The organism is Streptomyces rectiviolaceus (genome assembly GCF_039533825.1).
Taxonomy (GTDB): domain Bacteria; phylum Actinomycetota; class Actinomycetes; order Streptomycetales; family Streptomycetaceae; genus Streptomyces; species Streptomyces rectiviolaceus.
In genome coordinates this window covers 1-4,596 of sequence record NZ_BAAAUG010000279.1, presented here as the reverse complement: position 1 = coordinate 4,596, position 4,596 = coordinate 1, and the positions used below count along the sequence as shown (strand labels likewise).

Sequence of the window (4,596 nt, the reverse complement as noted above, 5' to 3'; positions counted from 1 at the left end):
CACAGCAAGGCAGCCGACGCTGTGTAGGCTCCGGTCATGGAAGACACCCGCGGTGCGGTCAACGTGATTTTGTTCGGTCCGCCGGACCGGTTCAACAGTGCGCTCGCGACTATCCAGGCTGCTGGCATCGTGGCGAAGCGGGACGTTTACGAGACCGAGGCGATCTCTGCCTTCTTCCATGACGGCTCGGACAATCCGCCGAAAGCCTTCGTTGACCAGTGCGAGGCGCGCATGCGGCAGGTCGCGGAAGGCACCGGTTTCGCTGTCGAGCGGACATCGGTTTGGGCCAGCAATGCAGCCACACGCCTCCTCCCGTTCAACCGGCACACCGGGGAATGGCTGGAGGAGTTCGTGGACGGCGACGTGCCACTGGACCGGCGAGAAGAGCAGTTGCAGCGCCTGGCAGAGCGCCGGGGTATCTCCGTCAATGACATCGAGCTGCGCGACAATCTGCAGCCCCCGAGCTCCTAGGCACCTATTCTTGAGCGTCGTCGGATGCGGAGATGTCGCGCGGCTTCACGTCGCCCGCCTCGGGCCCGCCCGGTGACCTTCGTTCGGCGGTTCCACTTAGGGGTATCTACGGTCGCCCGCGATCATCTCCGCGAGCACCAGGTCGCGGGACAAGTCGTCCCCGTCGGCGGGCCACCCGCACCGGCCGTACGTCAGGTGCCGGGCGAAGGCGTCGACGAGGTGTTCGCGTACGCGCGGATCCGACCACCCCCACTCCATCGCGTCGGCCAGAAGGTCCACCGGCGGGAACGCGAGCAGATACCGCAGCGGCCGGTCACCCCACTCGTGGTCGCTGTAGTGGGCGAGCGCGGCGCGCATCGCTGCCACGGTCGCCGGACGCTCGGGACGGTCCTCCTCCCAGTCCCGCTGTGGTTGGTCGGTGGCGTCCAGGCCGTCGGTGACCGCGCGTACCCCGCGCGGCCCGGTGACGATGCCGTCGCTGCCGTCGCGACCGCGGGCGTACCACTCGTCCAACCTGGCTGCGGTGCGCAACGCGTCCACGGGTTCACCCCGGCTGTGCCCCCGCCGCCCGCTTGCCGCCCATGACGCCTCGTCCGGTGCCCATTTCTCGTGGGCCGACTGGCGCGTCATCCCGGCGGCTCCGCCGATCTCTTCCCAGGTCGCGCCGCACTCGCGGCTGGCGATCACCGCGCGTGTGAGCAAGATGGGGAGGAACTTGTCACGGATCGTCAGGACGTCGCGCAGGTAGCACACCGGATCCTTGCGGCGCTCCGCGTACACGGCGGGCACCAGGCCGCGTGCGAGTTCGGCGACGACGCGGGCAGACTCGGCGACGGCCACCACCGCCTCGTCATGGGGCGACAGTTGGGGCTTCCTTGCGTCAGTCATGACTTCACGTTACGCCCGTTTGTCAGGGCAGACCTGACAAACGGGCGACCCGCGCTCGGTCAGTACCCAAGGGCTCCCGCCGGAGGATCACTCCGAGAGAAGCGCATAACGTGTGTTAAGAACGACTAGAATCAGGCCATGACCCGCCCTGACGACGACCGAATCCACGCGGACCCCATCACGGTCACCGCGCTCGGCAACATCCCACCCGACGCCATCTCCTTCAGCACCCTCGCGCCCGACGCGGTGGAAACCGGCAACATCATCGAGGACCTGCGCAACGGTGACCCAAAGATGGTCGAAGCGCTCATCCTGACCGCGCTGGCACGCACCACGCTGAACGGCGTCACCGACATGGGCAAGGAACAGGCCCGCCACTACCTCGACTTGTACAAGCAGCACGTCATCGACGAAGCCCAGCAGTGACCGAGAACAGCGTCACCGCGAGACCTCGCGCGGAGCTGGCCCGGCCAGGCTCCGCCGACGAAGCATTCTTCTGGCTCCGTGATGTCCTGGGCACCGTCGCCCCGCGAGACCCGCGCACCCGGCGGCTCGGCGAACGGCGCTACCGGCTGGAGATCCTCGCCGAGACCTGCGACCGCGACACCTTCCTCCTGGTCACCTCCTGGCTCGGCTCCGAAGCCGTCCCCGCCATCACCTCCAAGCAGGCCTACGCCGACGACCTACGCCTGTGGGCGTCCGTGGCACGGGAGTTGGGCGGACACGAGCGGTTCTTCGTCGGCGCCATCACCCCCGACATCATCGAGACCTGGACCAAGACGCAGAAGGCGCAGGACAAGGCGCCACGCACCATCAACCGTCGCCTGTCCGTCCTGACCGCGCTGGCCGAGTACGCCAAGTGGAAGACGAAGGACCAGTCGATCGCCTCCCCGGTCACCAAGCACGACCGGCCCAAGGTCGACCCCCGCGACGAGACCACCGCCACGCCGATCCTGGAGGTGCCCGAGTTCCAGGCCGTCGTCTCCGCGGCCGACACCCCGCGCCAGGCCCTGGTGCCCGTCCTCATCTACACCCTCGCCGGCCGAGTCACCGAGTGCTGCGTTGCAGGCCTTCACCACCTCAAGTCCCTGGACGGGCATCGGAACTTGGACCTGCGACGCAAGGGCGGAAAGGGTCGAGTGTGGCCGCTTCCGGACCGACTGTGCGCCCTGATCGACGTGGCCACCGCCGGCCGCAGCGAGGGCCCCATCCTCCTGGACGACCAGGACCGCCCCATGGATCGGCACTCCGTGGACCGCCTCCTCACCCGGCTGGGCAAGCAGGCGGGCGTACTGCCGGGGCGGGACCTGACGCCCCACGTGCTGCGCGCCTCCAAGCTCACCCACATGCACGACGCGGGCACACCGGTGGAAGAGATCCAGGAGTACGCCGACCACGCGGCCATCGAGACGACGCTGCGCTACATCCGGCGCCGCAAGTCCACCGCGCTCAAGGCGAAACACGCCGCGGCCGCCGTCGCCGTGTACGACCATCTGGTAGACCGCTTCACGACACCTGGGAGCACTTGGTGACGACCACCCACGTACGCGGTGCCCGCGCCGTCCTCGACCGCCTGCTCACCTTGGAGCCCACCGCCGCGGCTCTCGTACGTACCCGGAACCGGCTAGCCTCCGGCGGCCACTTCACGAAGGGTCTCGTGGACGCCGTCGGGCAGGTACACCACCGGGCTCCTGGACGCTGGCCCGTCCATCAGGTCGCCGCCTTCCTCGACATCCACGCAGCGATCGGCGCAGGCCGGTACGCCATGGTGCAGGTCGGTGTGGACACGATGCCGCGGCCCGACGCAGAGCGGGCTGCCAATGCGGCTGCGCTGGTCGACCTCCCGGAACCGTTCACCGCGCAGCTCGACCAGGACCAGAACGCCGCTGACGAGGACGGCATGGTGGAGTGGTCGGAGGCCATCGTGGTCACGCGTTCCACGGGCGTGCCGTACACGGCAGGCTGTGCCGTTCCCGAGTCCCTGACGATCCCGACGGCGGTTCAGCCCATGCAGATACCGCTCGAAGTGGGCACCACCCTTCCCAGCCGGACCCTGCTCCATCTCGAAGAGGACGGCGGTGTGGCCCGTTGGGCGTACGGCAGCACGGACCTGTACGTCTTGCTGAACCTGCAGCACGCGCTGGTGTCCTGATGAACCGCACCCCGGACGAAGAGGAGTAGTCGTGCCCCAGCAGCAGTACGCGGCCGCGTCGGTGCGGGAGTTGGCGGCCCGGGTGGAGCGGGTCGCGCCCAGGGATCGGGAGCGGTGGCCATCCCGGGAGGAGGTGCCGGGGCCGGCGGGCGGCATGCAGGTGCAGGAGGAGCGTGCGGGCCAGTTGTGGATGCTGGTGGGCATGTGGGATCGGGCGTCCGGGCTGCCGGAGTCACCGTTGCCGCGGGGGCGGGCGGCGGAGCTGTTCGAACCGGAGGCGCTGGAGGCGTTCTGGGAGTTGGCCGAGCAGGGGCAGCTTCGGTTCCACGCGAAGGACATAGGGAAGCCGTTGGCGTTGGCGACGTTGCGGATCGTGCGGGACTGCCTGGCACTCCTGGCGGACGTGATCGTGCCCGGCCGTGCGGTGGCGCTGCCGGTGCTGGACAACGTGGCGCCGAAGAAGACAGTGAAGAAGCGGCACCTGGGCATCGTGTACCGGGAGCTGGTGGAGCTGGCCGGGCAGGGCCCGTTGGAGAAGGGGCCGATCGCGCTGTCGCAGGATGACCGTACGCGGCTGCTGGCGCTGGTGGCGGTGGTATTGGATGCGGCGCCGCGGTCGGGGGAGCTGGAGTCGATGGATGTGGCTTCGCTCGGCGAGGACGGCACGACGGTGCAGGTGTTGCGGGCGCCGCAGAATCAGTCGCTGGGCTATGAGCGGGTGGCCGCCCGGGTGGGTGTGTCGTACTCGTCGGTGGTGCGGGCGATGACGGAGCCGGATCGGATCTCGGAGGCGCTGCGGCAGCGGATCCTGGCGGAGGTCGCGGAGATGGAGGGCGAGCCGCCGGTGGTGGAACGGTATGCGCTGCGGGAGGGCTCGCAGGTCGCGTTGCGCCGGTATCTGCGCATGCGTGAGGCGCTGGTGGAGCCGTTGGAGGGGGGAAAGACTGCGTTGTGGGTGACGATCCATCCGTCGAAGGCGGGCCCGCGGGGGATCCGGATGCGGGCGGACGGCATCCGGCTGGCGTACGCGCGCGGGATGCGGGCCCTGAACTTCGTGATGGCCGGAACGTACAAGTGGAGCCCGA

Annotated in this window: 6 protein-coding genes; 5 read left to right on the top strand and 1 reads right to left on the bottom strand. The window is 69.1% G+C overall.

From position 1 onward, the window contains the following. Positions 1–36: 36 nt before the first annotated feature. Complete coding sequence (locus ABD378_RS43905; protein WP_344531119.1) at positions 37–471, top strand: hypothetical protein; 435 nt, start codon at positions 37–39, stop codon at positions 469–471. Between the two features lie 96 nt (positions 472–567). On the opposite strand, the gene ABD378_RS43900 is transcribed toward ABD378_RS43905, so the two are convergent. Continuing rightward, a complete protein-coding gene (locus ABD378_RS43900) occupies positions 568–1,359 on the bottom strand; it encodes a hypothetical protein (RefSeq protein ID WP_344531117.1) in 792 nt (263 codons plus the stop codon). A gap of 138 nt (positions 1,360–1,497) precedes the next feature. Between ABD378_RS43900 and ABD378_RS43895 the strand changes: the two genes are divergently transcribed. The 4 genes from ABD378_RS43895 to ABD378_RS43880 all read left to right on the top strand — a co-directional run. After that, positions 1,498–1,785 (top strand): hypothetical protein, encoded by a 288-nt coding sequence (locus tag ABD378_RS43895; protein ID WP_344531114.1) that lies wholly within the window; start codon positions 1,498–1,500, stop codon positions 1,783–1,785. Continuing rightward, positions 1,782–2,891 carry a tyrosine-type recombinase/integrase gene (locus ABD378_RS43890; RefSeq protein ID WP_344531112.1) on the top strand — a complete coding sequence of 370 codons (1,110 nt, stop codon included), beginning with the start codon at positions 1,782–1,784 and terminating at the stop codon, positions 2,889–2,891. The genes ABD378_RS43895 and ABD378_RS43890 overlap by 4 nt, the downstream gene beginning before the upstream one ends. After that, positions 2,888–3,511, top strand: coding sequence for a hypothetical protein (locus tag ABD378_RS43885; protein WP_344531110.1), 624 nt, complete (start codon positions 2,888–2,890; stop codon positions 3,509–3,511). Before ABD378_RS43890 ends, ABD378_RS43885 begins: the two co-directional genes overlap by 4 nt. 31 nt (positions 3,512–3,542) lie before the next feature. Then, on the top strand, positions 3,543–4,596 hold a 1,054-nt coding region (locus ABD378_RS43880), incomplete at its 3' end, for a helix-turn-helix domain-containing protein (RefSeq protein WP_344531108.1).

Bases quoted from the DNA above. Each gene is read 5' to 3' on its own strand.
- ABD378_RS43905 (WP_344531119.1), top strand. From the start codon at position 37: ATGGAAGACACCCGCGGTGCGGTCAACGTGATTTTGTTCGGTCCGCCG.
- ABD378_RS43900 (WP_344531117.1), bottom strand. From the start codon at position 1,359: ATGACTGACGCAAGGAAGCCCCAACTGTCGCCCCATGACGAGGCGGTG.
- ABD378_RS43895 (WP_344531114.1), top strand. From the start codon at position 1,498: ATGACCCGCCCTGACGACGACCGAATCCACGCGGACCCCATCACGGTC.